This window comes from Pseudomonas sp. BTN1, assembly GCF_001907715.1.
Lineage (GTDB): Bacteria > Pseudomonadota > Gammaproteobacteria > Pseudomonadales > Pseudomonadaceae > Aquipseudomonas > Aquipseudomonas paracarnis.
This window is the reverse complement of sequence record NZ_MPBM01000045.1, coordinates 37848-61987: the sequence shown is the minus strand read 5'-3', so window position 1 is coordinate 61987 and position 24140 is coordinate 37848. Positions and strand designations below refer to the sequence as shown.

Here is a 24140-nt window from a genome sequence, read left to right as displayed (position 1 = left end):
TGTTCATGTTGGCCGCAGCGTAACGGCGTCAACCCAATGGCAGGAAGTGGGTTTCGGCGATCGACTTGTCGATGTTGCCGCGCCAGATCCTGGTGTCGGCAAAGGCAGCGCCAGCACCCTCTTTGGCGGCTTGCCATTTCATCCCGAGATATTGCTGATGTTGCAGCTTTAAATGTGCTTTGCGAAAACTGTCGAATGCCGAGTTCGGCGCATCGTAATGAAAATGGGCGTACCAGATCGGTTTGTCGGTTTTCGCCTGCTTGCTCGCCTCGTATATTTCATATTCTTGCAGGTAGTCGTTTTGTCCATCGGGACGCTTTTCGCGCATTTTTTGCCGTGTGCCTTTCTTGCGAATTACCACGCGACCTTTGCCCATCAGGTAATCCAGGTAGCCCTCGGTAGGCGTACTGCTTTGCAGGCTGCGCGTGATACGCAACGCTTCACCGGACTTTTCAAGCGCACTGGCTCGAGTGTTCAGTTGTTCGATGATCGGGTTGTTTGCATCCAGGCTCTGCACTTTGCTGGCGCGGGCACGCAGATCGTTGGCCTCGGTCACCAGCATATGTTCAAGATTGATCGGTTCCATGGTTTTGTAGCTTCGCACCTTATTTTCAAAGGCATCCGCCGCCGCCAAGCGTGCACGGGCGTTGGCGAGCAAGGCGTTTACGTCGGTGGGGAGCTTCGGTGGGGCGGCAACCGTTCGGCTTTGGTTGGTGTTCAAGCGAAAGGTGTTGCTGTCGCCAATCTTGTCCCACACTTCAACAGTCGCCCCATCCGCATCGTTGATGATCAATTGCCTCGGCGACTGCTGGCCGGCCGGCTTCTCGATACCAATCAATAACTGACCCTCTTCAGTCTCAAACACCGTTTGGGTGGTGTTCGATGTTGACTGGGAAGCGGGCTTTTTTATCGTGCGCTGGGCTTTTCGTATCAGGCGGGCAAGATCCTTCTGCAGCAGCGCCAGAAAGCTTTGGTCGAAATGGCTGGGCGATTTTTCGTTCCAGGTTATCAAGTCAAGCGACAAGTCTTCATAGACCTTGATGCAGTTTTGCAGGACCCGGTTGCGTTCGACACGGCTGATGTTGGCATCGGGCAACGTCATGTGGCTGGTGACGGCACGATCGAACTTGCTTCTGGCTCGATGCACTGCGGCCTCCAGAAACAGCCAGTCAATGCTCAAGGTGTCTGGCCGCAGGCTGAGCGCTTGCATGAGATTGCTGCTTCTCGTGCTCGCCATGCGCAGGTCGGTAAACCTGTTTTTCCAGGCATCCAAGTAGGTGGAGACCTCCGTGCGCGTGTGCCTGACGGTGATGCGTTTGACCCACGTGCTCATGTCTTTCATCGAGGCCTCTATCCGGTTCAGCTCATCGAGCAAGTCCAGGCGACACTGTCTGATTTCTTGGGTCAGTGCTTGAAGAGCCCCTGGTGTGTGAGATGAGCGGTTCAGTTGGTGGTTGATCTCGATGATTCGATCGATAAGCACACCGGCCCGGTCTTTTGCATTCTGGATCAGGTGGTTCAGGCGGTCCGCTACGATGTGGGCTGTCCGGTTCAGTTCCTCGGAATAGTCGAGGTCGCGAATATGCACTTGACGCTGTTTAGCCGTTTCGAACGATGCATACAGGTGCTTGGCATCGTCGACGTCTTTGGTCAGCGCGATATCCAGGATTTTGCTGTCCGTTAATTTTTGTGGTGATACGTCTGACGGGGCCGGATAGTCGCTGGCAAATTTCTTTAGCTTGCTGGTGGTCTCGCTGACCTGACCGTAACAGGCACGGGCCTGGTTTTGCAGGGATTGGCCGAGTTCGAGGCGCTGCATATTGACCTCAAGCGCGTCTGCAGGCAGTTGCCGAGCGACGGTTGCTGGCACGTTGGCCCGCGCCCGCGATGCGCCACGTCCTGTGCGCCTGCTGCCGCCGCCATAACCCGTGAGGTGGCCGCCATGCAGTGCCGAGTAAGTGTCCCACTGCAACGCGTGGTCCAGGGCAACGACCGGGGAGTAATACTTGCCCTTGGCGACCAGACGCATCTCGTGAGCCGTTGGGTCAAACTTGACGTTGTAATAGCGCCCCTCACTGAGGATGAAATGCTCGCCAGAGGTGTGGCGCAGGGTATGGCGATAAGGCCCGGTATGTACCGGTTGCAGGCTGTCGATACTGAAGATATGCGGGTGTTCGTAACCGGCAAAACGCTGGCGTGCGGTTGTGCGCTGGTGTGTTTTGACAGAGCGCCAAAAGTTTGGGCGTCGCGGATGCTTGAGCTGGTGTGCGGCGCTCAATCGCCGGGCCGAACTGCCGCGTGAGCCGGGTACGGCAGCCAGTGCCAGGGCATCCATCGCCGCGTATACCAGGCACTCGAACACCGAGGCCAATTGTTCGATGCCATGCCCGGTGTCACCGCGCCTGAATGCAGCTACCGCTTGATACAGGCTGGTAGTGGCGTCTGCCAGGGACACTGCAGTGCCGATAAAGGGTACGAACGACAGAGCGATTTTGATGCCGTTGAACACCTTGCCGCTTTTGAGAGAATATTTTTCGTGGGCCAGGTCATCATTGGATCGCGCATCATTACGATGCGCTTCCAGCAAACGGCCCATCTGAGCATTCAACTGATGGGCGGCCAACGAAGTGGTGACTGGCCAGGGGAGTCCGGCCTGTATCATCGCGTCGTAGCCTTTACCGGTGGCATGGTCGATACGACCCAGGTGTGCTCGCACATCACCCTTGATTGCGCGACCCGCCACGTATAGCGCCATGCTGTCGAGACGGCAGAGTTCGAACAGGGCAATGCGCGCCTGCTCAAGATTGGCATAACGGCGCAGGTAGCGTTCGTCAGGCGCGTCCGGAAGGTAAAGCAAGGTGCTGCCCGAGTTTTGTTCCTCGATGAATGTGATGCCCGACAGGGTAATCTGGCTCTCCTGCCGGGTGTCCGCACCACCAACACTCAGATGAGCCGGCAGCAGACGGATGCGCTTCGCGCTGGCGTGCCAGGCGGCCTGGGTATCGGCGTCGATGGCAGTGTTCAACACCTGTACTTCGTCGGCGCTGATGTGGTTCTGCATGTGCGCCAATATGCCCTGCGTTTTGAGCATCAGGCGCAAAGGCTCCACCAGGCATTCGCGGCGGTAGAGTTTTTGATGGATGGATTCGCCCTGGGCGCCCTTGAACGCGTCGAGGATGCGGACTTCGTACTGTTTAGCCAGGTCAAGGCCGGTAACTAGATTCTTCAGGTAGCTTTTTGTGATGCCAGCCTTGAGGGTGTCACGCTCCTCGACATCGTCGGCCGTCACCTGGACAGTCACGAACCCCAGGCGCTGGCTCAGTTCGGCGTCGATGTTGCGTAGCGCCAGGTCGTCCAACGTCATCTGGCTGCGCCTGGCACTGGGTACATCAATGATTTTGACCGGAGTACCCGGTGCGGCGCCGGCAATGATGTCGCGTTTTTGCTCCACCGAGTCAGGCAGTTCCAGTTGAAGAGTAAAGCCTTTGCGGATGGAAAAATCCTTGCGTATACGCGCATCGAGCTTGTGCCTGACGAACGCGTCACGCGGTGGCAGGGAGCGCTCCAGCAGCGTCTGGGCATTGTTCAGCGCCGGTATATAGGCGCGTAGCAGAGCCTTGAATGCCTCGCGTTTTTCAACGGGTTGAGTGATCAGCCATGACGGCAGTCGTTCGGCCAGCAGCCGCGCATTATGTTGTTCGACAAGTAGCAGAAACGCCGCCTCACGCGCCGAGTTTTCGGGCACCAGCAAGCCAGGCAGCGTGTGCTCAACCCGTTGCTCCAGTTCACCGACGCGCTGTGACGCGTGTTCATCGGCTGACCACGTCTGGCGCACGCGGGCGGCCTGTTCTTCAAAGGCGGCCTGTTGACTGCTCAAGCTGTAGTCGAATGGGTCCTGGGTCAGTGTCGTGAATTGCAGCGCCAGTTGTTGATCCTCGGGCTGGATGCCAAATATCCCATCCTCCAGTGCCTGGCGCGACGAGAAACGCTGCAAACCACCGTCGCTGCCGGGCCAGTAAATGATATGCACGCCTTCACGTGTCCCGGCCGTGGATTCGTCCTGGGGTGGAAGGAAAACCAGTGGCCCGTTGAGTTCGGTGCGGGTAGGCGTTGGATTCCCGGCTTGAGTGACCGACAAGGTCAACGCGACGACATCCGGCGAGGGTGCGGCCAGGGCGTTTTCGATCAGTTGCAGTTCGTCCTCACTTATTTGATCGAGGGTTCGCTGGATACGCGCTTCGGTCTTCACCCCCTGCAAACGTGCCTGGTACAGCGCAGTGTAGTGGGTGTTGAGCGTGTCGAAATCCAGTGGCGCTCGGTTGAGCATGGCCCGCGCCGCCGCTTCGGCAGCGTGTTGTAGCGCCTTGAGTGCGTCCAGTTGTTGCTTGAATGACTGCCAGCGCTCACTCGTTGGAGTGTCGTTGCCCAACAGGTTTTCCAGGGCGCGCCGTTGGTGCTCGATCAAAGCTTTGCGTTGGCGGGTATCGACACCGTTATGCAGCCGGCCGAATTGGGGAACGGGTGGGGTGCTAGTGGTGCCGACGGCCGATTCCGGGTGTTCAGGCTCCGAGGCAAACAGACAGCGGGTTTTACGCATGTCATCAAGCCGGTCGACGTGCTGGAGGGCCAAGTAAGCGTCGTGGATCTGTACGTTCGCAAGCGGGCTCAGAGCGTCCTGATATTGCGCCTCGGTCAATTGTTTCAGCCAAAGGGTGATGCCCGTTTCCAGCGGGTTGTGGCTGGCCTTGTAGTCGATCCTTGCCAAAGGATCGACCTCGGTGATGCCGAACAGCGTTTGCTGTCGGTCGAGCAGCCAGCGTTCCAGGTCTTCGCGTCTGCTCAATACCTTCCATGTCGGAACCTGAGTCGGCAGGTACAGCAATTGACTGGCCGGCGTTTCCGTATCGAGGCTCAATACCCAGGCACCAGGCAGGGCGATGGCTGGGGCGTCGTGGGGCTTGAGAAATAGGTGTTCGGTGTAGCGGCGAGGTGTCTGCGCTGTAGCCGACTGCGGATGGAGCAGGGAAAACACGGGATCGAGGACTTCGGCATGCACCTTCCCCGAGGCGAGTGACCGCTCAGCGCTGGCTTCAATGTGAATCCGGTACAGCTCCAGCACCCGCTTGTAGCAAGTTACCGGCGAGCGGGGCGCTCGCTCTGTACGCCAGTAGCGCAGCCAGTGGTCATCCAGGCTTTGTTCCAGGTCCAGGCCCTTGAGCTCGTCGAGCAGCATCGCCGCGGTGTAGCGCGACAACGCGTGGGACTGCGGCAGGTTGAGCACACGTGCGTCCGGCACCTGCGCTGTATCAAGGGCCGGATGCTGTTGCATATAGAGGCAGGCATCTGTCAGGACAATGCGGCTGCGCCCACGTCGCTCGGTGGCGGGAAACTCCAGTGCCACGCGCTCGCCGTCCAATTGAAGCTGCGCTTGGAGCATCCGATTGATGGTGTCGCGCACCGTCGGGATACCCTCCATTAGCACGAGCAGCTCGGCGCGGCAGTTCTGCAAGCATTGCGTGGCATCGGCGAGCAGGTGTTCGTCGATGGCCGGTTGCATCAGTGGGTGTGTCGCAGGAGGTAGGGCAATGGAAGAAGGCATGGGGCGGATTCGCTCTATCTAAAAGGCCAAAGCCCTATTAGAGATCGACATGCCAAGTGGGCTGCGGCACATAGCTATCGACATGACCGCTGGGCACTCTTCATCAAACTGTCATCGAACTGTGGCAGCGCGCTTGAACAAACTTCATCAGACTCGCGCTCTACTGGGGTTCTGCGTTTTGGTGTTTTTCATGCGTGCGTTGTTTTTAGTGGCCGCTCTCCTGTTCGGCCTGCCGTCTTTTGCGGCTTCTCGGTGTGATGTCAATGTCCCGACCCAAACGGTCGACCTGGCTCAGGTGAGCATCGCCTATCAAAGTATCGGCCGTGCGTCCGACCCTGCGTTGCTGCTGGTGATGGGGCTGGGCGGGCAGTTGATTCACTGGCCGGATGAAGTGGTGGTGGCCCTGTGCGAACAAGGCTTTCGGGTGATTCGCTACGACAACCGCGACGTCGGCCTGTCCACCTGGCGGCAGGCGCCGGCGAGCGCCAACCTGACCTTCGAAGTGCTGCGCTACAAGCTCGGTTTGCCGGTGGCGGCACCCTATACGTTGACCGACATGGCCGACGACGCGCTGGGCTTGATGGATGCATTGCAGGTGCAGCAATTCCATGTCCTTGGCGCAAGCATGGGCGGCATGATCGCTCAACACCTGGCGGCCATGGCGCCACAGCGTGTGGAAAGCCTGACCCTGATCATGACCAGCTCCGGCGCCGAGGGCCTGCCCGCACCGAACGCAGCCCTGGTGCAATTGCTGTCGCGGCGCAGCGCGCCCAATCGTGAGGTGGCGCTGGAGCAACAGGCAGACTTGCTCGCGGCGTTGGGCAGCCCGGATATCAAGGACGATCGCCAGGCGTTGCTGCACCAGGCGGCGCTGTCCTATGACCGCGCCTTCAACCCCGAAGGCGTGAAGCGCCAGATCATGGCGATCCTGGCCGAGCCGAGCCGTGTGCCCTTGCTCAACCAGCTGCGGGTGCCGACCCTGGTCGTACACGGCACCGCCGACCCGTTGTTGCCGGTAATGCACGGCGTGCATCTGGCCGCGCATATCCAGGGCAGCCAGTTGAAATTGATTCCCGGCCTGGCCCACCGTTTTCAGGAAGCGTTCAAGGCGCCCTTGCTGGCGGCGGTGTTGCCCTACCTGCAAGCCCATCGCCAGGATGCCGCGCACTGGGCGCAGATCGATTTGAGCGAGCCTTCGAAGGTGCTGTGAAGGTGGTGTATCGTGCAACCTTTATGTATGCGCATGACTGCACGCGAGGTTGCCCACCATGAGTACTCCCCTGAAAATCGATTTCGTCAGCGACGTATCCTGCCCCTGGTGCATCATCGGCCTGCGCGGCCTGACCGCAGCCCTCGACCAGCTCGGCAGCGAAGTGCAGGCCGAGATTCATTTCCAGCCGTTCGAACTGAACCCGAACATGCCCGCCATCGGGCAGAACATCGTCGAGCACATCACCGAAAAGTACGGCTCCACGGCGCAAGAGTCCCAGGCTAATCGTGCGCGTATCCGCGACATGGGCGCCGCATTGGGCTTTGCGTTCCGCACCGACGGCCAGAGCCGTATCTACAACACCTTCGACGCGCACCGCCTGTTGCATTGGGCCGGGTTGGAAGGTTTGCAATACAACCTCAAGGAAGCGCTGTTCAAGGCGTATTTCAGCGACGGCCAGGACCCTTCCGACCACGCGACCCTGGCGATCATCGCGGAGAGCGTAGGGCTGGACATTGCGCGCGCCGCCGAGATTCTTGCCAGCGATGAATACGCCGCCGAAGTCCGCGAGCAGGAACAGCTGTGGGTTTCTCGTGGGGTGAGTTCGGTGCCGACCATTGTCTTCAATGACCAATATGCGGTGAGCGGTGGGCAACCGGCGGAAGCCTTCGTCGGCGCGATTCGCCAGATTATCAACGAATCGAAATCCTGAGGCCGAGCACGGAGCAAAATGTGGGAGCTGGCTTGCCTGCGATAGCGGACTGTCAGTTGCAAATGGGCTGGCTGACACACCGTTATCGCAGGCAAGCCAGCTCCCACACGTGATACTCATTGTTTGCAAACATGGCGCTCATCCAAGCGCTGGCCCATCCCTTGCATTACCCCCCTAAAGCCCAACCGGCCTGCGGTTGGGCGCTGCCATTAGGGGTGAAACTTACCTTGAACATTCTAGACCTTGACCACAGCCTCACCGGCCAGGCACCGATTGCCCGGCGGTTGGCCAGCGGTCGGGCCACGCGCCTGGACCTGCTGGACCTGGGCCCGAAATTGCGTTTGTGGTCCACCGAAAAAACCTGGAAGCGTTTCGTCGAGCGCCTGGCCCAACGGCCACGGCCCCGTGACGCGCGCCCGGAAATCCTGTTTGTCGGTTCCGGCGATTATCACCACCTTACGCCGGCGTTTTTGGCCGACCTCAAGGAACCTGTCAGCCTGATTCACTTTGACAACCACCCCGACTGGGTGCGCTTTGCGCCCAAGCGGCACTGCGGTTCGTGGGTCAACCGGGCGCTGAAGATGCCGGCGATCCAACGCATCGTCACCCTCGGCCCGTGCAGCGATGACCTGCATAACCCGCAACTGCGCGGCGGCAACCTTGGCGCCCTCAAGCGCGGGCGTTTGCAGTTGTTTCCCTGGCAGCATCCGCCGTCCAAGGTCTGGGGCCGGGTGGGGGACGGCGCCGGCCACCAGCAACAGGAAAACCACCTGCATTGGCGCAACCTGGCGGACCTGGATTGGGCAGCCTTCCTCGACCAGATGATTGCCAGCCTGCCCACCGAGGCGATCTGGATCACCATCGACAAAGATGTGCTGGCCAGTGAAGACGCCGCCACCAACTGGGATCAGGGCGGCATGCGCCTGACCCATTTGCTCCAGGCCCTGCGGGCGTTGGCGGCGGGTAAACGCATCATTGGCATCGACATCTGCGGTGAGTTCGCCACACCGGCGTTCAGCAACGCGTTCAAGCGCTGGGAAGCCAAGTCCGACCAGCCGCCACCGGAGCGCTGGAGCCCGCAAGACTTGCAGCGCAATGCTGCAACCAATGAAGCCTTGATCGACCTGTTTGAGGAGCTGTTCCCGTGACCCTGACCGTGGTGTTGTTACTGGCGTTTTCTATCGTCCTCGATGTGATTGGCCAGCTGTGTTTCAAATTGGGCGTGGACCGTTTGCCGCAACTCGATGGCGGTTTTCGCCTGCGTGCGTTCTGGGGCCAGGTGTTCAATGCGCCGCTGCTGTGGGCCGGCGTCGGCGCCTATGTGATTGAGTTTTTTGTGTGGCTCGAAGCGCTGTCCCGTGCGCCCTTGAGTCTGCTGTTTCCGCTGGCGGCGTTGGCCTATTGCCTGGTGGTGTTGGCGGGCAGGGTGGTGCTCAAGGAAACCGTCAGCGGACGTCGCTGGCTGGGCACATTGGTGATCACTTTGGGTGTGATGTTGGTAGCAATCGCGGGGAATCAGGCATGACAACGCAAACAATCAATACCGGCTGGCTGCATGGGCGGCTTGGCACCCTGGTGCTATGGGCACTGCTGATCGCCACCGAAAGCGCCGGGCAGTTGTTCACCAAGGTGGCCGGCGATCAGTTGGGGCCGATGGACTTCAGTTGGCAATGGCTGGCGGACGTAGCGCGCAACCCGGGGATTCTGGCGGCGATTGCCAGCTATCTGGGTGCGTTTTTTGTGTGGATGCTGATCCTGCGGCGTAGCAGTTTGTCCCTGGCGTTTCCGCTGAGTTCGCTGGTGTTTGTGGCCGTATTGCTGGGTTCTTGGCTGGGGCTGGGCGAGCACATCAGCGTGCTGCATTGGGTGGGCGTGGTGGTGATTATCGGTGGTATCGCGCTGTTGGCTGAAGGCGAAGAACACTGAAGTTAGTGTTATGAAACACAGGCTCAATGTGGGAGCGGGCTTGCTCGCGAATGCGGTGGGTCAGTTAAGTAGCGGGTGACGGACACACTGCTTTCGCGAGCAAGCCCGCTCCCACAATTTTGCTCCCGTGTAATTCAGTCGAAGGTGTAGCTGATCGCCGTTTGCACCTGGCCCTGATTCACATGGCCAGCCTCCTTGACGATGCTGCTCTTGGCCGCCGACCCCACCAGGTGTACCCAGCTGGCGCTGGTCAGCAGCGACCAATGGGGCGCCAGGGGGAAGGCGAAGCTTTGGCTCAGCGTCACATTCTGGAAGCCCCCGCTGGCGTTATAGGGCTGCAAGCCTGAAGCGACGGATTCGTTGTTGTCCACGCCGAAGAAGGTATTGGTCTGGCGCGCATCGGCAAAATGCGCAACCAGGCTATTGCTGCCGATAATCCCGCCACCCACGGGGTAACCCAGCTCGCCGCCGATTTTGCCCAGGGCGCCGCTCTGGGAATGCCCGCCGCCCACGGCCTGGCCCAATTGCGCATAGACCCGCCAGAAATTGGCCGGGGCGTATTGGACGAAGCCGCCCACCTCGGCCATGTCCGACACGTTGCGCAGGCCCTGCAATTCGCCGTTGGAAGTACGCCCCGGAAGGTAGTTGATATAGGGGCCAGCGGTCAGGCCGTGTGTATCCAGGGCGCTCCAGGTGAGGCCGTCATCGGTACTCAGGCTGACGTCGCCCCAATCCAGGTCCAGGTAAGGCACAGGCCGGGTTTCGTAGCGGCTGGCGCTGGGGTCGTGGGGCTGATAGCTGAGGCCCGCGCCCACGTCGCCCGTGATGCCTTCTGCCCACGCGGCACTGCAAAGGCCCCACCCTCCAAGTAAACCGGTGAATACAGCAGCAGCGAGCTTGGACATGGAGACGTTTCCTGAAGGTGGGCAGGCGCGCATGAACGCGCAAACCGACGCGCCTGCGCAAGCACTCATGTTGTTTGTAGCAAGCTACAAAAATTGTAGCTCCTGCGACATATATCGCTGCGCATTTCGCGCTCACCCCCAGCCCTGCGGGGTTTTGGCCAGTTGGCACAGTCCCTGCTCTATCCCTTGGCAAGCGCAGACAGCGCGCTCCTCCAAGGCCCTTTACCTAAAGGAAAGGCAGATGATCAACTGGCATATCGTGTGTGACTTCGACGGGACCATTACTCCCACGGATGTCATCGACAACGTCCTCCAACGCTTCGCCGGCCCCGAGTGGGAAACCATTGAGCAGGAATGGCTGGATGGGCATATCGGTTCACGCGAATGCCTGAGCCGCCAACTGGCGCTGATCAAGGCCACCCCGGCTGAACTGCTGGCGTACTTTGACAGCGTCGAGATCGACCCGGACTTCCCGGATTTTGTCGATCACGTCATGGGCCTGGGTGCTTCCATCGAAGTGGTCAGCGATGGCATCGAGCAGGGCATTGCCCGCATCCTTTCGCGCAACTACGTGACCTTGTTGCCGATCCTCGCCAACCGCCTGCGCCAGGTCGACCAGGACAGCTGGCGCATCGACTTCCCGTATGCCAGCGATGCCTGTCGCGCCGCTGCCGGCAACTGCAAGTGCAAATCCACGCCGCGCAACAAGCGCGTGCTGGTGATCGGCGACGGCAAGTCCGACATGTGCGTGGCCTCCACCGCCGACTTCGTGTTCGCCAAGGGCAGCCTCGCCGACTACTGCGTCGCCCACCAGATTCCTCATGCGCGCTTCGACAGCTTTGCGCAAGTGCCGGCGTTGCTGGCCAAGCTGCCACAAGGCCTCGCCGCCAACGCCACCACCTTCAACACCTCTTCTGACAATCAGGAACTCTTCCATCATGTCTGATATCCGTATCGCTACCGCTGAAGACCAGGTGCTTCTGGATAAAGAAGCCAAGTATTGCTCCTACGGCGACACCGTTCACTACATCGAGCCGCCGCGTATTTTCAGCCGCTGCGAAGGCTCCTATGTGTGGGACACCGAAGACCAGGCCTACCTCGACCTGCAGATGTGGTACTCGGCCGTCAACTTCGGCTATGCCAACCCGCGCCTGAACAACGCGCTGAAAAAGCAGATCGACACCCTGCCGCAAATCGCCAGCCAGTACCTGCACAAAGGCAAGATCGAGCTGTCGGAAATGATCGCGGTCGATGCCAAGAACAAGTTCGGCCTCGACGGCCGTGTGCACTTCAACGTCGGCGGTTCGCAGTCCATCGAAGATTCCCTGAAGGTGGTGCGCAACGCCAGCAACGGCAAAAGCTTGATGTTCGCCTTCGAAGGCGGCTACCACGGGCGCACCCTCGGCGCCTCGTCGATCACCTCTAGCTTCCGCTATCGTCGTCGCTACGGCCACTTTGGCGAACGCGCCAATTTCATCCCATTCCCTTACCACTTCCGTGGCCCGAAGGGCATGACCAAGGAAGAGTACGGCAGCCATTGCGTGCAGCAGTTCGCCCGCTTGTTCGAGACCGAATACAACGGCGTGTGGGACCCTAAGACCAACCAGTGCGAATACGCAGCTTTCTATGTCGAGCCGATCCAGGGCACCGGCGGCTACGTGATCCCGCCGATGAATTTCTACCGCGAGCTCAAGCACGTCCTGGACCAGCACGGCATCCTGATGGTGTCCGACGAAATCCAGATGGGCTTCTATCGCACCGGCAAACTCTGGTCGATCGAGCACTTCGATGTACAGCCGGACGTGATCGTGTTCGGCAAGGCGTTGACCAATGGTCTCAACCCATTGGGCGGTATCTGGGCCCGTGAAGAGTTGATCAACCCGAAGGTGTTCCCGCCAGGTTCGACTCACTCCACCTTCGCCTCCAACCCGTTGGGTACCGCGGTGGGCCTGGAAATGTTCAAGATGACCAGCGAAGTCGACTACGGCGCCATGGTCATGGCCAAGGGCAAATACTTCCTGGAAGGCCTGCAAGACTTGCAAAAACGCTTCCCCATCATCGGCGATGTGGACGGCCTGGGCCTGGCGCTGCGCTGCGAAATCTGCGGCCCGGATGGCTTCACCCCGGACAAGGCGACCCTGGACTACATGGTCGAAGAAGGCATGAAAGGCGACATGCTGGTAGACGGCCAGAAGCTCGGGTTGATCCTCGATGTGGGCGGTTACTACAAGAACGTGATCACCCTGGCGCCGTCCCTGGAAATCAGCTACCCGGAAATCGATCTGGGCCTGAAGTTGCTCGAGCAACTGCTGGTGCGAGCAACCACGCGGTGAATGCTCAAGGGATCGACCTCGGTGAAGGTACTGCCGGTTTCGTTCTCGGTGATGGTCCGGTCGGGATCCTGTTGATCCACGGCCTGACCGGCACACCGACCGAGTTGCGCCAGGTCGCCAAGGGCCTGGCCAAGGCGGGCAACTGCACGGTGTATGTGCCCACGCTGGCCGGGCACTGCGGCGACAACAGCGACTTGCAGGCCACCGGCTGGCAGGACTGGTACGAAGGCGTGCGCAAGACCTTCGTACAGGTCAAGCAACGCCACGGGCAGGTGTTTGTCGGTGGCTTGTCCATGGGCGCGGTGATGTCGATGTATGTGGCGTCCGAACACCCAGGGCAAGTCGCCGGGTTGCTGATGTATTCCACCACCTTGAAGTACGACGGCTGGAGCATCAACAAACTGGCGTTTCTCACGCCCTTGCTGATGAAGATTCCGTTCGGCGTGCACATTTGCAGCTTCGAAGAGAAGCCGCCCTATGGCATTAAGAACGAGCGCCTGCGGGCCATCGTCGAGCGGCAGATGAAGGAAGGCGAGAGCAGTGAGGCGGGGTTGCTGACCATGGAAGGCATCACCGTGCGCGAGCTGCACCGCATGAACGCGGTGGTCAAGAAACGCATGCCCCAGATCAAGGTGCCGGCGCTGGTGCTGCATTCCATCGAGGACGACATCACCAGCCGCTGGAACGCCGATTACGTGGAGCGCCACCTCGGCGGGCCGGTGACCAAGATCCTGCTGGACAACTGCTACCACATGATCACGGTCGATTTGCAGTACCGCCGGGTGATCGAGTTGAGTGCCAGGTTTGTCGAGCAGCACGCAGTCTTCAAGCCAACGCAGGCACCTGTGGGAGCTGGCTTGCCGGCGATGGCATCACTGCAATCTGCCTGATACACCGCGGCGCCTGCATCGCAGCGATGCGGCGACCCGACAAGCCAGCTCCCACATTGGATCGGCGTTCGCCATTGAAATAAGGGCAATCTGTGATAACCACCCAAGCCTTCCCGACCATCCGGGCTATCCAGCGCGATGCCTGGAACGACTGTTTTCCCGGTGCCCTGGAGGATTGGGACTATTACCTGGCCGTGGAAAACGCCGCAATCGATGACTTTCAGTGGCGTTACCTGGCGGTCTTCGAGGATCAAACGCTGGTGGCCGTGGCTGCCGCGTTCATCACCCATTATCGCCTCGACACTACGCTGTCGGGGGCCGGCAAACGCTTGACCGAGCGCCTGGAGCGGCTGTGGCCTGGTGTTTTGCAACTGGCGTTGTACGCCATCGGTTCGCCGGTGGCTGAGCGCTGTGATGCCGGTGTCGCCAGCCATGTGGCCGAATCCCGGCGCCCGTTGCTGTTGCAGCAGTTACTGGCGGCTGCGCGCAGCGATGCCAACGCGCTCGGTATCGGCTTGCTGGCGGTCAAGGATGCGCCCACCAACGACCCGCATTGGGCCCAGAGCTGCCTTGCCGCAGGCTTTCAAAGCATGCCCAGTTTGCCCACGGGGGTGTTGCCCCTGCCTTATGGCTCGGTGGATGCCTACCTGGGGTCGCTGGGCAAATCGACGCGCAAGGACCTGCGCCGCAAACTGCGCGCACCAGGGCCGCGGGTCGAGTGGCGGCGCAATATCGATGACGTGCTGCCCGAGGTCATGCGCCTGTACGAGGCCACGCTCGCGCGCGCAGACTTGCAGTTCGAGCGCCTGCCCGCTGGTTACTTCACGGGGGTGCTCGAACACCTGCACGAGCGGGCGGTCTGTGTTCTGTACTGGGTGGACGAGCGCCTGGTGGCGTTCAACCTGATCCTGCTGGATGAGCATCGGCTGGTGGACAAGTTCTTTGGCCATGACCTTGCGTTCAGCCGCGAGTACAACCTGTACTTCCGTAGCTGGTTGACCAATGTCGACTACTGTATTGAACACCGTATTGCGCTGTACGAGTGCGGCCAGGCCGGGTATGCCAGTAAACTGCGCCTGGGGTGCGAGTTCGAGGGCAACAGCCTGTTCTTCCGCCACCGTAACTGGCTGGTCAACGGCCTGCTCAAGCTTGTAAAACTGTTTATTCGACCGGATCGTTCCGACCCTGCCATGGCTGCTGCGATAAGCGAAACCTGATGATTACCAAGACCCGCCAGAAAGCCCGCCCCTTTGCCATTTCGCGTTGGAGCGTCCAGCGCAAGCTGGTGCTGGCGTTCTGGCTGGTCAGCGTGATTCCTACGATGATCGCGGCTGAGCTGGCTGCCACCACGCTGTCGCAGATTTTCGACAGCAACGTGCGTATCTGGCTGCAAGAGTCGACCAAGATCGTCAAGGACGAAATCGGCGACATCCTTCACGACAACGCGCGCATGGCCAAGCTGTTCCTGCGCTATACCAGCCCGCCGTCGTCCAAAAATGCCGAAAAGCATGACCGGCTCACCGCCGACATTGCCGATGCCACCGATATCGACGTGGTCGCACTGATTCGCACCAGCGACCGTAAAGTGATGTTCAGCACGGCCGCCGATGACATCGTCAGGCAGATCAACCTCACCAGCAACGCGGTGCTGCAAACCGTGCAAGTCGCCGGCGTGAGCACGGGCCTGGTGGTGTCGACCTTCGAAACCAGCCGTGACGGCGTTGATTACTTGTTGCTGGTCGCCACTTACCTGGACAGCAGTTTCCTCACCAGCGTGGCCGATGTGCATTCCCTCGACCTGCGTCTGTATTTGGCCAACCCTGCCGGTTTTTCCGAAATATTTTCCACCCAGCGCTTCGCCAATCATCCCTCGCGCATCCCCAAGAATGTCGAGGCCTACCTGCGCAGCACCAAGCAGCCCAGCGAGCAGTTCACTAACCAGTACAGCGGTTTGTATTGGCCGATTTTCAATGACGCCGGTGAGTTGCAAGGCGTGATCTTCAGCGGCCTGCTACGCCATACCAGCCTGGTGGGGTTGGTGAACCAGAGCAACCTGTTCGTGCTGATCTTCCTGGTCAGCTCGGCGCTGTCATTGGCGGCTGGGTTGTTGGTGTCGCGGCGCCTGACCAAGCCTCTGCGCGATTTGTCCCAGGGCGTGGATGCGGTGATCTCGGGCAGTTATGCACACCGTGTGGTGGTCAGTGGCGGTGACGAACTGGCGCAATTGAGCAGCACCTTCAACCACATGACCGAACGCCTGGGCGAGTTGCATCATCTGGAAGCCCAACTGCGCCGGCGTGACCGCTTGCATGCCCTGGGTGAAGTCGCCATGGGCCTGGCTCACGAAATTCGCAACCCACTGGGCATCATCAAGACCGCCACCCAACTGTTGCATCGGCGCGCTGACCTGGCGGAAACCGACAAGCGTCACCTGGAATATGTCATCAGCGAAGTCAGCCGCATCAACGAGCTGATTACCGAGTTCCTCGATTTCGCCAAGCCCAACCCGCCGATACGCGTGCAGCAACCGGCACGCGCGCTGGTGGAAGAAATCCTCGGTTTCTGCGGCCCGGAGCTGAGCAGCCATCGCATTGACGCGCAGATCGACGACCAGGCGCCTGGCGCGACGATCTACGCCGATGCCAAGCAGCTCAAGCAGGCCTGTCTCAACCTGATTCTCAACGCCATCGACGCGATGCCCGACGGCGGGCGCCTGACCCTGGGCATTCGCAGCGTGGGCGACAACACCGTGATCAGCATCGCCGATACCGGCGAGGGCATCCCTGCGGACATGGTGGAGCGTATCTTCACGCCATTCGTCACCACCAAGGCCTCGGGCACAGGCCTGGGCCTGGCCAAAGTCTATTCGATCATGGAAAGTCACGACGGCAGCATCGAATGCGCCAGTGAGAAAGATGCCGGCGCGACCTTCAGCCTGTACATTCCGGCTGACGGTGAAGACGACGGTGAAGATGAGGAAGGGCATGACGCATAACGTATTGGTGGTCGACGACGAGCCCAAGCTCTGTGATCTGCTGACCCAGGCCTTGAGCCAGAACGGCATCCAGGTGTTCAGCGCGGGCAATGGCCTGCATGCGCTCAAGGTGCTGGGGGAGGAGGACATCGACCTGGTCATCAGCGACTGGCGCATGCCGGGCATGGACGGGCCGGCGTTGCTGGCCGAAATCAAGGTGCGTTATCCGACCTTGCCGGTGATCGTGATGACGGCCTACAGCACGGTGAAAAACGCCGTGCAGTCGATGCGTAACGGTGCCTATGACTACATTGCCAAGCCGTTCGACATCGACGAGCTGGACATCACCGTGGCCAAGGCCCTGCAGTTTCGCGACATCATGCGCGACAACGCGCGCATGCGCGCCGAGCTGGACGAGCATGCGCAGTTCGACAGCCTGGTGGGCGATAGCCCGGCGTTTCGCCAAGTGCTCCAGGCGGTCGATTCGGTGCGCGACAGCAACGCTACTATCCTGCTGACCGGCGAAAGCGGCACTGGCAAGGAAATGGTCGCCCGCGCCATCCACAAGCATGGCAGCCGTGCCGACCAACCCTTCGTGGCGGTCAATTGCGCGGCCATCCCTGAAGGCTTGCTGGAAAGCGAGATGTTTGGCCATCGCAAAGGCGCGTTCACCGGCGCCGTGGCTGACCGGGTAGGGCGCTTCATGCAGGCCGACAAGGGCACGCTGTTTCTGGATGAGGTGGGTGATATGCCCTTGGCGTTGCAGGCCAAGATTCTGCGCGCCTTGCAGGAGCGGGTTATCGAACCGGTGGGCGACCCCCGCGAGCGCAAGGTGGATGTACGGGTAATTGCCGCCACCAACAAGAACCTGCTGGATGCGGTGGCAGCCAAGGAGTTTCGCGAAGACTTGTATTACCGCCTGAATGTCTTCCCGATTCCGTTGCCGTCGTTGCGCGAACGTGTGGAAGACATTGCGCCCCTGGCGCGCCACTTCGCCCACACCCTGAGCGCCACCACGGGCAAGCGCATCACCGGTTTCAGCCCCGAGGCCTTGCAGGCCATGGCGGCGTATCACTGGCCGGGCAACATCCGCGAGCTGCAAAACTGCGTGGAGCGCGCGACCATCGTGGCGGCTTCATCGGTGATCGAAGATATTGATTTGCCGGGGTATCTGTTTGCTTCCAAACCAAGCGAGGGCGATGTGACCGCGATCCTCAGCGACGGGCCGGGCGTGCCGCGGGATCTGGATGCGGCGCTGGCTGAGGTGGAGAAAGCCTACATTCTGGCGGCGTTGCAGGAGAGCAATGGGGTGCAGGCTGCGGCGGCGCAGCGGATCGGGATCTCCGAGAGGAGCTTCTGGTATCGCCTGAAGAAGCTGGGGATTCAGGTCGACAAAATAGTCCGCTGACACACTGTCATGATCGCTCCCACGCTCCGCGTGGGAGTGCCTCTGGTGACGCTCTGCGTCACGCACGTGGACGCCGTCGTTGGCTGCATTCCCACGCGGAACGATCTTCCGCGTTGTGTCAGGTGTGCAGGCGTACCCACACGCTGACCAACACCGTCGCGGCCATCAACCAGGCCACGGCGGCGACTGCCAGCGATGCCTCCAACCGCAGCCGATCGACCATCACATACAGCGTCGCCAAATACACAAAGTACGGAATGATCGACCACATCCCGAACAGGATCGTGGTCTTCAAGTCCGCAACCGTTCGGCCTTTGCCGACGATGTAATGGGCGATCAGCGCAAAAGTGGGAAACAGCGGCACCAAGCCTGCGATGTAATAGTTTCTGGTCTTGGCCAGCGCCGCCAGGATCAGCACCACTGCGGCGCCAAGTGCAGCCTTCAGGAACAGATCCATCAGTGACTCAACCCGTATTTCTTGACCTTGTCGAACAGGGTGGTCTTGGCCATCCCCAGTTCCTGGCTGGCCTGGGTCAGGTTCCCGCCGCTGCGTTGCAGGGCATCGTTGAGCAGGTTGCGCTCAAAGGCTTCCACCGCCTCGGTAAAGGCAACCCCTTGGTTGCCGCTGCCGGCGCCGCTTTTCTTGAAGGCGGGCAGGCCGAGGGCGAAACGTTCGGCGACGTTGCGCAGCTCACGCACGTTGCCTGGCCAGTCGTGGCTCATCAGGCTGGACAGGGTCTGGTTGTCCAGCTCCGGCACCGCCCGGTCGAAGCGTAGCGACGATTGCTGCAGGAAGTGTTCGAACAGTTGCAGGATGTCTTCGCGCCGCTCGCGCAAAGGCGGCAGCTCCAGGGTGACGACATTGAGGCGGTAGTACAGGTCGCTGCGGAACTGGCTGGCGCGGCTCAACTCGTCGAGGTCGGACTTGGTGGCAGCGATTACCCGACAATCCACCGCCACGCTCTGGTTCGAACCCAGGCGTTCCAACGTACGTTCTTGCAGCACCCGCAGCAATTTGATCTGCAGGTTGATTGGCATGCTCTCTACTTCATCGAGGAACAGCGTGCCTTGATGGGCATGCTCGATCTTGCCGATGCGACGTTTGCCGGCGCCGGTGAAGGCGTTGGCCTCGTGGCCGAAAATCTCGCTTTCGAACAGGTTCTCCGGCAGGCCACCGCAGTTGAGCGCGACGAACTGGTGGGTATGGCGTCGGCTGAAATCATGCAGGCAGCGCGCGACCAGTTCCTTGCCGGTGCCGGTTTCGCCTTCGATCAACACGTTGGCCGAGGTGTCGGCGACGTTGGCGATCAGTTCACGCAGGTTTTGCATCGCCGGCGAGCGGCCGATGATGCGGCCTTCCAGCGAGTCGCGCTCGGCCAGTTGCCGGCGTAACGACCAGACTTCCCGCGCCAGGCCGCGCTGTTCCAGGGCGCGGCGTGCCACGTCCACCAGGCGTTCGGGCGAGAAGGGTTTCTCCATGAAGTCGTAGGCGCCGTTACGCATGGCGCCCACCGCCATGGAGATATCGCCATGCCCAGTGATCAACACCACCGGCAGGCTTTTATCCATGGCCTTGAGGCGGGTCAGCAGTTCCAGGCCATCGATGCCCGGCAGGCGGATATCGCTGATGACGATGCCAGCGAAGTTCTCGCCGATGCGCTTGAGCGCTTCTTCGGCGCTGCCCACGCCGACGCTGGTGATGTCTTCGAGCGCCAGTGCTTGCTGGCAACCGAGCAGTACGTGGGGGTCGTCTTCGACGATCAGGACGGTAAGGTCTTGGGCTTGTGTATTCATGTCGACTCAGCTCGTTGAGCGCCCACCAATGGCAGGTTAAGGACAAAGGCGGTACCACCATTGGCCGGATGTTCCACGGCAAGGCTACCGCCGGTAGCGGCCGCGAGGCTTGCGGAAAGGGTCAGGCCCAGGCCCAGGCCTTGTTCGCCGGGCTTGGTGGTAAAAAAGGGTTCGAACAAATGCTTGCGCGCCTCGGGGTCGATGCCGTGGCCATTATCACGCACCAACAGGCGGTATTTGCCATCGCCGCTCTGGCCTTCCAGCCACAGTTGCGGCACCGCTTGGGCTTGCATGGCATCGAGCGCGTTACCGATCAGGTTGACCAGGATCTGCTCCAGGCGGGTCTGGTCGATCTGCAATTGGGCGTTGGCAAAGTCACGGTGCACGGTCAACGGCAGGCTGTCCAGGCGCGCGCCGAGCACCTGGAACGCGGCGTCCACGGCCTTGCCGAGGCTGGCTTCGCCCTGGTCGTCGCCGCGCCGAGCAAAGGAGCGCAGGCTGGCGGTGATGCGGCCCATGCGGTCGATCAGTTCGTTGATGGTCTTGAGGTTGGTGCTGGCGGTGTCCAGGGCGCCGCGCTCAAGGAAGCGTACGGTGTTGCCCGACAGCGTGCGCAAGGCCGCCAGCGGCTGGTTCAGTTCGTGGGCGATGCTGGTGGACATCTGGCCGATGGCCGCGAGTTTGCCGGCCTGTACCAGTTCGTCTTGGGCGCGGCGCAAGGTTTCTTCGGCCTGGCGTCGTTCGCGAATCTGGCCCTTGAGCCGTTCGTTGCTGGCGCGCAGGTCGGCGGTGCGTTCGGCAATCCGACGCTCAAGCTGGCTGTTGGCTTCCTGCAAGGCTTCCCGTGCGGCGAGGCGGGTGGCGATGACCTTGCGTCGCTCGTTCCAGGCAATCAGCAGGAAGGCGACCAGGCCGAAGGCGACGGCCACCAGGATGCCCTGGTTGATCGCGGCGCGGCGCAGGTCGTTGAGCGGGGTGAGCAGGGTGAAGTTCCACGGCGTGTCGTTCAGCGGGCGGGTCTGCGCCAGGTAGCTGACCGCGTGCTGGTCGTTGACCACTTCGGTGTTGGCCGGGAAGGTCAGTTTCTCGGTGCCTTCGTTCAGGCGCTCACGGGCCAGGGGTTGCAGTTCATTGAGCGTCGCCCAGTAATATTGCAGGCTGTGGGCCAGGCGGTCCTTGGTGTCATCGCTCAGCGGGCGTACGGCCTTGAGGCGACGCGCCGGGTCGCTGGAAAGAATAATGATGCCGTTCTCATCGCTCACGAAAGCTTCGAGGCGCGCACGTTGCCAGCGCTCTTCTAGCGCTTCGAGGCGTACCTTGACCACAGCGACGCCGATGATCTTGCCGTGTTCTTCCAGGCCATGGGCCAGGTAATAGCCGGGCTCGCCGTTGGTGCTGCCGATGCCGTAGAAACGGCCGGGCTGGCCGCGTACGGCATTCTGGAAATAGGCGCGAAAGGACAGGTCTTCACCTTGGTAACTGTCGGCATCGCGCCAGTTACTGGTGGCCAGTACGCGGCCGGTGGTGTCCATCACATAGATAGCGCGGCTGCGACTGCGGCGGTTCAGGCCTTCGAGGTAGTCGTTGACCGTCTTGCGGGTTTCCTGGTTCGGGTCGGCGAGCAGTTGGGAAACACTGGACTCCAGTTCCAGCAGGCTGGGCAGGTAGGTGTACTTGCTCAGTTCGCTTTCGACGGTGCGGGCGTGCAGCTCCAACTGGCGTTCGCCATTGTCGCTGAGGGTGCGGATGCCGTAGTAGTCACTGACCCAGAAGCCGATATAACCCAGGCCGACCATCAGGGCGATGATCAACGGCGGCAGGAACAGTTGGCGTATCAGACGAGGCTTCACGGCAAGTGATGGCGGCGCGGCGCGATATTGATTGGGGTCGCATTTCATCACAGATGCCTTGGGTCAACCAGAGCGTGCAACCTGCGCGGTTCAGTGTGGGAGCGGGCTTGCTCGCGAATGCAGTCTGCCAGTTGATGCATCAGTGACTGACATGCCGCATTCGCGAGCAAGCCCGCTCCCACATTGGTCCAGTTTTTACAGGGCAAGCTATGTGTTGCTTTTAGTGCTGCAGGATTTTCTCAAGGAAGTGCTGCGCACGTTCGGAGCGGGCGCTGATGTCGCCGAAGAACTCTTCTTTCGGGCAGTCTTCGATGATCTTGCCGGCGTCCATGAAGATCACGCGGTCGGCCACTTTGCGCGCAAAGCCCATCTCGTGGGTCACGCACATCATGGTCATGCCTTCGTGGGCCAGTTGCACCATCACGTCGAGCACTTCGTTGACCATTTCCGGGTCCAGCGCCGAGGTCGGTTCGTCGAACAGCATGACGATCGGGTCCATGGCCAGGGCGCGGGCAATCGCCACACGTTGTTGCTGGCCGCCGGAGAGTTGGCCAGGATGCTTGTGGGCGTGAGCCGACAAGCCCACGCGGTCGAGCAGTTGCAGGCCCTTCTTGGTGGCTTCTTCCTTGCTGCGGCCCAATACCTTGATCTGCGCGATGGTCAGGTTTTCGGTGATGGTCAGGTGCGGGAACAGCTCGAAGTGCTGAAACACCATGCCCACGCGCGAACGCAGTTTTGGCAGGTTGGTCTTCGGGTCGGCGATGGAGGTGCCGTCGACGACAATGTCGCCTTTCTGGAACGGTTCCAGCGCGTTCACGCATTTGATCAGGGTGGATTTGCCCGAGCCGGACGGCCCGCACACCACGATCACTTCGCCTTTTTTAACCTCAGTGCTGCAATCGGTCAGCACCTGGAAGTCGCCATACCACTTGTTGATGTTCTTGATAGAGATCATACGGCAAACCTTTTTTGCAGACGCTTGACCAGCAGCGAGGCGGAAAAGCTGATGATGAAGTAGACGACACCGGCAAAGATCAGGAACTCGTTGGAGCGGCCGATGATGTCGCCGTTGGAGCGGGCGGAGTTGAGGAAGTCCACCAGGCCCACGGTGTAGACCAGGGAGGTGTCCTGGAACAGGATGATCGACTGTTGCAGCAGCAACGGCGTCATCTTGCGGAACGCCTGGGGCAGGATGATCAGGCGCATGGTCTGGCCGTAGGTCATGCCCATGGCTTGTGCCGCCGCCATCTGGCCCTTGGGAATCGACTGCACGCCGGCTCGTACGATTTCGCAGAAGTACGCAGCCTCGAACATCATGAACGCCACGACGCAGGAGGTGAACGCGCCGATCGGGGTGTCTTCGCCGGTGATCCAGCGCAGCACGAACGGCACCGCCAGGTAGAACCAGGTGATCACCAGCAGCAGCGGGATCGAGCGGAAGTAGTTCACATAGGCGCCGGCCACGCGGGACAGCAGTTTATTGGACGACAAGCGCATCAGGGCCAGAATGGTCCCGATGATGATGCCGCCGACCACACCCATGACCATCAGCTTCAAGGTCATGACCATGCCGTTCCACAGGCCCGGGATGGCGGGGATGATGCCGCTGAAATCGAAGTCCATTATTTGCCCCCCACGGAGATCAGGCCGGGCACTGCGACTTTCTTCTCGACCACGCGCATCAGCAGCATCAGGCTCATGTTCAGGGTGAAGTAGATCAGCGTGGCCAGGGTGAAGGCTTCAAACAGGTTGGCCGAGAACTCGGCGGTCTGTTTGGTTTGCGCCAGCAGTTCCATCAAGCCGATCAAGGACGCCACGGAGGAGTTCTTGAACACGTTGAGGAATTCCGAGGTAAGCGGCGGAATGATGATGCGGTAAGCCTGGGGCAGCAGCACGTTCCAGTAGATCTGCGGCAGCTTGAAGCCCATGGCGCGCGCCGCGGATTCCTGGCCCCGTGGCAGCGCCTGGATACCGGTACGCACTTGCTCGCACACACGGGCGGCAGTGAACAGGCCCAGGCACACTACGACACTCAGGTAGGCCGAAGTGGTCGGGTTCAGGTCTTGTTTGTACCAGTCCTGCAGGTTCTGCGGCAGCATGTCCGGTACCAGGAAGTACCAGATGAACAGCTGAACCAGCAGCGGCACGTTACGAAACAGTTCCACGTAGCAGGTCGCGATGCCCGATACGAGGCGGTTTGGCACCGTGCGCATGACCCCCAGAATGGAGCCCAGCAGCAAGGCGATAATCCATGCCACGACAGCAATGGCGATGGTCCAGCCCAGCCCGGAGAGGTACCAGTCGAGATAAGTCTCGCTGCCCACGCCGGTGGACTTGAAGAACACGCCCCAGTCCCAGTTGTAATTCATTAGGGTCTCCCCTCGAGATCGATCGATGTACAAGCACCCGCTTGGGGAAGATCCGTTCCCGCCTGACGTTGAACGCCAGGCACACACGATCGGCTCGAAAACCGCCAGGTCGAGTGTTCCAAGTTAAAACCAGCAGGTAATTACAGACGCCTGAGGGAGGGTTGGCTCCC

Annotated in this window: 19 protein-coding genes; 11 read left to right on the top strand and 8 right to left on the bottom strand. The window is 60.6% G+C overall.

Features of this window, described 5'->3' with window-relative positions; all coding sequences use genetic code 11:
• Window positions 1-28: 28 nt before the first annotated feature.
• Window positions 29-5599: a dermonecrotic toxin domain-containing protein gene (locus tag BMH52_RS22390; protein WP_256575816.1), complete on the bottom strand. Its 5571-nt coding sequence runs from the start codon at window positions 5597-5599 to the stop codon at window positions 29-31.
• Between the two features lie 190 nt (window positions 5600-5789).
• On the opposite strand from BMH52_RS22390, the gene BMH52_RS22385 reads away from it, so the two are divergent.
• The 5 genes from BMH52_RS22385 to BMH52_RS22365 all read left to right on the top strand — a co-directional run bounded on the left by BMH52_RS22385 (window position 5790) and on the right by BMH52_RS22365 (window position 9447).
• Window positions 5790-6809 (top strand): alpha/beta fold hydrolase, encoded by a 1020-nt coding sequence (locus tag BMH52_RS22385; protein WP_019817689.1) that lies wholly within the window; start codon window positions 5790-5792, stop codon window positions 6807-6809.
• A 58-nt stretch (window positions 6810-6867) separates the two neighbouring features.
• Entirely contained in the window at window positions 6868-7521 is a 654-nt protein-coding gene (locus BMH52_RS22380; protein WP_058410460.1) for a DsbA family oxidoreductase, read from the top strand.
• A 227-nt stretch (window positions 7522-7748) separates the two neighbouring features.
• Window positions 7749-8669 carry an arginase gene (locus tag BMH52_RS22375; protein ID WP_032872911.1) on the top strand — a complete coding sequence of 307 codons (921 nt, stop codon included), beginning with the start codon at window positions 7749-7751 and terminating at the stop codon, window positions 8667-8669.
• A complete protein-coding gene (locus BMH52_RS22370) occupies window positions 8666-9046 on the top strand; it encodes an EamA family transporter (RefSeq protein ID WP_014717121.1) in 381 nt (126 codons plus the stop codon). The genes BMH52_RS22375 and BMH52_RS22370 overlap by 4 nt, the downstream gene beginning before the upstream one ends.
• Window positions 9043-9447, top strand: coding sequence for an EamA family transporter (locus tag BMH52_RS22365; protein WP_014717122.1), 405 nt, complete (start codon window positions 9043-9045; stop codon window positions 9445-9447). Before BMH52_RS22370 ends, BMH52_RS22365 begins: the two co-directional genes overlap by 4 nt.
• Window positions 9448-9581: 134 nt before the next feature.
• Here the strand turns inward: BMH52_RS22365 and BMH52_RS22360 are convergent, their stop codons facing one another.
• Window positions 9582-10352 carry a MipA/OmpV family protein gene (locus BMH52_RS22360; protein ID WP_073845067.1) on the bottom strand — a complete coding sequence of 257 codons (771 nt, stop codon included), beginning with the start codon at window positions 10350-10352 and terminating at the stop codon, window positions 9582-9584.
• A 241-nt stretch (window positions 10353-10593) separates the two neighbouring features.
• On the opposite strand from BMH52_RS22360, the gene BMH52_RS22355 reads away from it, so the two are divergent.
• The 6 genes from BMH52_RS22355 to BMH52_RS22330 all read left to right on the top strand — a co-directional run bounded on the left by BMH52_RS22355 (window position 10594) and on the right by BMH52_RS22330 (window position 17957).
• The gene (locus tag BMH52_RS22355; protein ID WP_020301178.1) at window positions 10594-11298 is read left to right on the top strand and encodes an MtnX-like HAD-IB family phosphatase; all 705 of its coding nucleotides are present in this window, start codon (window positions 10594-10596) and stop codon (window positions 11296-11298) included.
• Window positions 11291-12685 (top strand): aspartate aminotransferase family protein, encoded by a 1395-nt coding sequence (locus BMH52_RS22350; RefSeq protein ID WP_003188936.1) that lies wholly within the window; start codon window positions 11291-11293, stop codon window positions 12683-12685. The genes BMH52_RS22355 and BMH52_RS22350 overlap by 8 nt, the downstream gene beginning before the upstream one ends.
• Complete coding sequence (locus tag BMH52_RS22345) at window positions 12682-13575, top strand: carboxylesterase (RefSeq protein WP_058410457.1); 894 nt, start codon at window positions 12682-12684, stop codon at window positions 13573-13575. Before BMH52_RS22350 ends, BMH52_RS22345 begins: the two co-directional genes overlap by 4 nt.
• A 92-nt stretch (window positions 13576-13667) precedes the next feature.
• The gene (locus tag BMH52_RS22340; protein ID WP_020301176.1) at window positions 13668-14792 is read left to right on the top strand and encodes a GNAT family N-acetyltransferase; all 1125 of its coding nucleotides are present in this window, start codon (window positions 13668-13670) and stop codon (window positions 14790-14792) included.
• Complete coding sequence (locus BMH52_RS22335; RefSeq protein WP_032903293.1) at window positions 14792-16570, top strand: HAMP domain-containing sensor histidine kinase; 1779 nt, start codon at window positions 14792-14794, stop codon at window positions 16568-16570. Before BMH52_RS22340 ends, BMH52_RS22335 begins: the two co-directional genes overlap by 1 nt.
• The gene (locus BMH52_RS22330) at window positions 16560-17957 is read left to right on the top strand and encodes a sigma-54 dependent transcriptional regulator (protein ID WP_014717128.1); all 1398 of its coding nucleotides are present in this window, start codon (window positions 16560-16562) and stop codon (window positions 17955-17957) included. The genes BMH52_RS22335 and BMH52_RS22330 overlap by 11 nt, the downstream gene beginning before the upstream one ends.
• A gap of 118 nt (window positions 17958-18075) precedes the next feature.
• Here BMH52_RS22330 and BMH52_RS22325 read toward each other — a convergent pair whose 3' ends face one another.
• The 6 genes from BMH52_RS22325 to BMH52_RS22300 form a co-directional block, all read right to left on the bottom strand.
• Window positions 18076-18414, bottom strand: coding sequence for a GlpM family protein (locus tag BMH52_RS22325; protein ID WP_014717129.1), 339 nt, complete (start codon window positions 18412-18414; stop codon window positions 18076-18078).
• Complete coding sequence (locus BMH52_RS22320) at window positions 18414-19751, bottom strand: sigma-54 dependent transcriptional regulator (protein ID WP_014717130.1); 1338 nt, start codon at window positions 19749-19751, stop codon at window positions 18414-18416. Before BMH52_RS22320 ends, BMH52_RS22325 begins: the two co-directional genes overlap by 1 nt.
• Window positions 19748-21649, bottom strand: coding sequence for a sensor histidine kinase (locus BMH52_RS22315; RefSeq protein WP_014717131.1), 1902 nt, complete (start codon window positions 21647-21649; stop codon window positions 19748-19750). The genes BMH52_RS22320 and BMH52_RS22315 overlap by 4 nt, the downstream gene beginning before the upstream one ends.
• Before the next feature lie 172 nt (window positions 21650-21821).
• Complete coding sequence (locus BMH52_RS22310; RefSeq protein ID WP_003188952.1) at window positions 21822-22556, bottom strand: amino acid ABC transporter ATP-binding protein; 735 nt, start codon at window positions 22554-22556, stop codon at window positions 21822-21824.
• Entirely contained in the window at window positions 22553-23224 is a 672-nt protein-coding gene (locus tag BMH52_RS22305; protein WP_003188954.1) for an amino acid ABC transporter permease, read from the bottom strand. The genes BMH52_RS22310 and BMH52_RS22305 overlap by 4 nt, the downstream gene beginning before the upstream one ends.
• Window positions 23224-23970 (bottom strand): amino acid ABC transporter permease, encoded by a 747-nt coding sequence (locus tag BMH52_RS22300; RefSeq protein WP_014717132.1) that lies wholly within the window; start codon window positions 23968-23970, stop codon window positions 23224-23226. The genes BMH52_RS22305 and BMH52_RS22300 overlap by 1 nt, the downstream gene beginning before the upstream one ends.
• Window positions 23971-24140: the final 170 nt, after the last annotated feature.